Annotated in this window: 2 protein-coding genes; both read left to right on the top strand. The window is 74.9% G+C overall.

All coding sequences use genetic code 11. The features are described from left to right. A partial coding sequence (locus ABD323_RS39170) for a non-ribosomal peptide synthetase (RefSeq protein ID WP_344446878.1) occupies window positions 1-3,443 on the top strand: 3,443 nt, incomplete at its 5' end. Continuing rightward, on the top strand, window positions 3,433-5,527 hold a 2,095-nt coding region (locus tag ABD323_RS39165), incomplete at its 3' end, for a polyketide synthase (protein WP_344446877.1). The genes ABD323_RS39170 and ABD323_RS39165, both read left to right, overlap by 11 nt.

Below are 5,527 nucleotides of genomic sequence, written 5' to 3'. Positions count from 1 at the left end.
ACCACCGCACCATCACCGAACAAGCCCGCCTCATCGAACAAACCACCACCGACCGAACGGAGTCCGCCACCCCCGCGCTGCGGGCCCGCCCGCGCGCCGACCGCCACCCGCTCTCCTTCGCGCAGGAGCGCATGTGGTTCCTGCACATGCTCGACCCCGAGAGCCCGGCCTACAACATCCGTCTGCTGGCCAGGTTGACCGGGCCACTGGACGCCGAGGCGCTGCGGCGAGCGGTCCAGCGGCTGGTGGCGCGGCACGAGGCGCTGCGCACCACCTTCGTCAGCACCGGGGGCCAGGTCTTCCAGACGCCGCGCTCCGACCTGCCGACCCCCTACGAGCTGCGCGACCTGACCGGTCTGGCGCCCGACGCCGCGGCGCGCACGCTGCGCGGCGAGGTACGGGACGGCGACCGGCGACCGTTCCGGCTGGAGGAGGAACTGCCGCTGCGGGTCACGCTGTTCCGGGTCGGCGCGGGCGAGCACCGGCTGCACCTCGTGCTGCACCACATCGCCGGCGACGGCTGGTCGCTGCGGCTGCTGATGCGCGACCTGGCCGGGCTCTACACCGAGGAGTGCGACCGGCCCACCGGACCGCCCGCGGACGGGTCACGGCCGAACGGGTCACGGCTGAACGGGTCGCTGCCGAGCGGGTCACTGCCGGAGCTGTCCGTGCAGTACATCGACTACGCCGAGGCGGTCCGCGATCCGGACCGGCAGGCGGCGATTGAGGCCGATCTGGACTACTGGGTGGAGCGGTTGGCCGGCCACCCGTCGCTGGAGCTGCCGACCGACGCGCCCGTCCCCGCTGCGGAGCACGGCGGCAGTGGCAACGCCGTGCGCGACCTGGCGCCGGCGACCTGCCGGGCGGTGCGGGAGCTGGCCGAGCGGACCGGCACAACCTCCTTCGAGGTGCTGCTGGCCGCGCTGAACCTGCTGCTCGCCCGGCTGAGCGACCAGCAGGACCTCGTGATCGGGTTCCCGGTGGCGAACCGGCCCGGGGTCGAACTGGAGGAGGTGGTGGGCCTCTTCCTCAACACCCTGGTCGTGCGCACCGACCTGTCCGGGGATCCGACCTTCGGCGAGCTGCTGCGGCGGGTGAGCGAGGGGGTGCGCGGAGCGTACGAGCACCAGAACGCGCCGTTCGAGCTCCTGGTGGAGCGGCTGAACCCGGCCCGCAGCCTGGACCGGCCGCCGATCTTCGACGTGATGCTCAACTACCAGAGCGGGCTCGGGGAACGACCTGCCATGCCGCGGGTCGAGGTGGACTACGACGACCAGCTCTTCGAGCCCCGGGCCAAGTTCCCGCTGGTCCTCTACGTCCGCGAGCAGGACGGCGCACTGCGGGTCACCCTGGTCCACCGGAGCGACCTCTTCACCACCGAGCGCGCGCAGTTGATGCTCGGCCAGTTGGAGTTCGTCCTCTCCCAGGCCGCCGCCTCCACCGAACTCCCGGTGGCCGGATACTCGTTGCTGCCGCCCGGAACCTCCGATGGCGCGCTCACCGCCCCGGACGCCGGGCTGGCGCTGCCGCTCGACGAGCCCGAGCAGCCGCCGGTCACCGAGCTGATCGCCGCCAGGGCCGCGGCGGCACCCGAGCGCGTCGCCCTCTCGCAGGGCGAGGACACCCTGAGCTACCGCGAACTGGTGCACCGCAGCGAGGCGGTGGCGGGGCGGCTGGCCGCCCGGGGGTTCGGCCCGGGCGATGTGGTCGGCGTGACCGGGCCGCGCGGGATCGGCTTCGTGGTCGCCCTGCTCGGCGTGCTGCGCAGTGGCGCGACCGCCTTCCCGCTCGACCCCGCGCTGCCGCCCGGCCGGCGCCGGCACCTGCTGGAGATCGGCCGGCCCCAGGCCTTCGTGCGAGCCGAGCCCGACGAGCCCGCCCACCAGCCGGCCCACCAGCCCGGCGACGAGCGGGGCGACGAGCCGGGCGAGCAGCGCAGCGACGGGCAACAGGACCTCACCGGCCCGACCCTGCGCGTCGAGGCCCGCACCGGCCTGCCGGCGGCCACCGAAGCGCCGCCCGGCCCGCTCCCCGCTCTGCCGACGCTCTCCGCCGACGCCCCCGCGTACCTCTTCTTCACCTCCGGCACCACCGGCACCCCGCGCGGCGTGCTCGGCCGGCACGCCGGGCTGAGCCACTTCCTGCGCTGGCAGAGCACCGAGTTCGGCATCACGGCGGACGACCGCTGCGCCCAACTGACCAGCGCCTCCTTCGACGTGATGCTGCGCGACACCTTCCTCGCGCTGGTCGGCGGCGGCACGCTGGTGCTCCCGGAAGCCGCCGACCTGCTCGGCGGGCGGGCGGTGCTCGGCTGGCTGGAACGCGAGCGGGTCACCGTGCTGCACGCGGCGCCCACCGTGCTGCAGAGCTGGCTGCTGGACGCGCCCGAGGGCTCGCAACTGCCGGATCTGCGCTGGACGTTCCTGGCGGGTGAACCGCTCAAGGCCACGCTGGTCGAGGCGTTCCGCGCCCGGTACCCGCACAGCGGCGAGGTGGTGAACCTCTACGGTCCCACCGAGACCACGATGGCCAAGTTCGCCTACCGGGTGCCGCGCGGCCCGCTGCCGCCGGTGCTGCCGGTCGGCTCGCCGCTGCCGCAGTGCCAGGGGGTGGTGATGCGCGAGGGGCGGCTCTGCGGGGTCGGCGAACCGGGCGAGATCGTCATCCGGACCCCGTTCCGCACCTTCGGCTACCTGGACGACCCGGCGGCCACCGCGGCCGCGTTCTTCCGCAACCCCCACCGCGACGACGAGCGGGACCTGCTCTACCGCAGCGGCGACATCGGCCGGCTGCGGCCGGACGGGCTGCTGGAGATCGTCGGGCGACGGGACCACCAGCTCAAGATCAGCGGCGTGCGGATCCAGCCCGCCGAGGTGGAGAACGCGATCAACCAGCATCCCTCGGTGGCGGGTTCGCTGGTCGTCGGGCGCAAGGACGCGACGGACGGGCACGGCGAGGCGCAGCTGGTCGCCTACGTGGTGGCGCCCGACGGCGGGCCGGAGCTGGCCGAGCTGCTCCGGACCCACCTGGCCGAGCGGCTGCCGCGGGCGATGGTGCCGGGCCGATTCGTGCCGATCGAGCGGATCCCGACCACGCCGAACGGCAAGCCGGACCGCGCCGCACTGCCCGAACCGCCACCCCTGTCGGCCCAGGCCGCGGCGGCGGGCGCGCCCGAGGAGCCGCACACCGCGACCGAGCGCGCGGTCCGGGAGCTGTGGGCCACCGTGCTGGGCGGCCCGCCGCCCGGCCTGCACGAGGACTTCTTCGAGCTCGGCGGCACCTCGCTCAAGCTCCTGCGGCTCTACGCACTGCTGGACGAGCGCTTCCCGCAGGCCCTCCGGGTCGCCCAGCTGTTCAGCCGCCCCACCGTCGCCGGCCAGGCCGGCCTCATCGAACCGCGACAGCCGCATTCCGACAGTGAGGTCACCGAGCATGCGTTCTGACATCGGCTCCCCGGGCACCGGGCACCCCGCCGACATCGCCGTCATCGGGATGGCGATCCGCGCCCCGCAGGCGGACGACCTCGGGGAGTTCCTGGCGAACCTGCGCACCGGCCGGGACAGCGTGCGCGAGCTGTCGGCCGACCGGCGCCGCCGCACCTCGCTCCCGCCGGACGCCGACTACCAGCTGAGCGGCTACCTGGACGACATCGACACCTTCGACCACGCGTTCTTCGGGCTCTCGAAGGGCGAGGCGCAGTGCATGGCCCCCGAGCACCGACTGCTGCTCCAGGTGGCCTACCAGGCCGTCGAGAACGCGGGTTACGACCCGACGGCGCTGCGCGGGCGGCGGGCGGCGGTGTACGTCGGTGCCACCCGGCTGCGCTACCCCCAACTGACCACCGTGCGCGAGCCGATGATGGTGATGGGCAACCACGCGGCGGCCACCGCCGGGCGGATCGCGCGGTTCCTGGGCCTGCGCGGCCCGGCGGCGATGGTCGACTCCTCCTGCTCGTCCTCGCTGCTGGCGCTGCACCACGCGGTGAACGACCTGGTGCTCGGCGACGCCGAGTTGGCGCTGGTCGGCGGCGTGAACCTGAACCTGATCGCGGACCGCCGGAACGACCCACTCGACCTCGGGATCCGCTCCGCGGACGGCCGCACCCGCTGCTTCTCGGCCGAGGCGGACGGCACCGGCTCGGGCGAGGCGGCGGTGACCGTGCTGCTCAAGCCGCTGGCGCAGGCGCTGCGCGACGGCGACCCGGTGCACGCGGTGATCAAGGCGACCGCGGCCAACAACGTGGGCGGCCGCTCCAGCACGCTCACCGCACCGGACAGCGCAGCGGAGGCGGAGGTCATCGCGCGGGCCTGGGAGAAGTCGGGGGTCGACCCGGCGACGATCTCGTACATCGAGGCGCACGGCACCGCCACCCGGCTGGGCGACCCGATCGAGATCGAGGCGATCGACCTGGCCTTCGCCGGGGTCACCGAGCGCCGGGGCTTCTGCGCGGTGTCCTCGGTGAAGAGCAACATCGGGCACACCTGGAGCGTCTCCGGCCTGGTCGGCCTGGTCAAAGCGGTGCTGGCGCTGCGCACCGGGCAGCTCTTCGCGAACCTGCACGCCGCCCGGCTGAGCCCGCTGATCGACTTCGCGCACTCCGCGACCACGGTCACCCGCGAGCTGACGCCCTGGGAGCCGGCGGGCGGGGTGCGGCGGGCGGGGGTCAGCTCGTTCGGGGTGATGGGCACCAACGTGCACGCGGTACTGGAGCAGGCGCCGACCGTCACCGGCTCCGACACCGCCGACACCCCCGACTCCTCCGAGGCTTCGGACGCCTCCGACGCCGCGACGGCCGGGCGGTTCTGGTTCCCGGTCTCCGCCCGGAGCGCCGCCTCGCTGGCCGAGAACCTCGCCGCGCTGCGCGACTGGCTCGCCGAGCGGCCCGCGCTGCCGCTCGCGGACGTCGCGCGCACCCTGGTCGAGGGCCGGGCGCACTACCCGTACCGCTGGTGCGCGAGCGCCGCCGACCGGACGGAGCTCGCCGCAGCGCTCGTCCGGGCCACCGAGCCCGCCGCCGCGTCGGCACCCGCCCCCGCGCAGGACCCCGCCCCCGCAGAGGACGCCGCTCCCTCGGCCGACCCGACGCCCGCCGAGCCCGTCCTCGCACTGGTCGTCTCCGGCCGCTGCACGGCCTCTCCCGCCCTGACCGCCGCCCTGCGCCGGGCGCACCCGCGCTTCGACCTGCTCCACACGCGGTGCGAGCGGGCCGACGGATGGGCCGGCGACGATCCGCGGCACGCCGCCTTCGCCTTCCAGTACGCGCTGCACGGGCTGCTGCGCGAGCTCGGGCTGGAGCCGCGGCACGTGGTGGGCGAGGGCGCCGGCCGGTACGTCCTGGACGTCGCCAACGACCGCCGACCGCTCACCGAGGCCCTGCGGCTGGCCGGCGACAACGAGCCGGACCCGGCGGCGGCGCCCGACCTGGACGCCCGGGTCGACCGGCTGCTGGCCGGGCTGACCGGCGGGCAGCCCGTGCTGTTCGTCGAGGCGGGCCCGCTGTCGACGGTGTCGGGCGCGCTCGCCGAGC

Source organism: Kitasatospora nipponensis (assembly GCF_039528135.1).
Classification (GTDB): Bacteria; Actinomycetota; Actinomycetes; order Streptomycetales; family Streptomycetaceae; genus Kitasatospora; species Kitasatospora nipponensis.
This window is presented reverse-complemented; position numbering and strand designations above follow the sequence as displayed.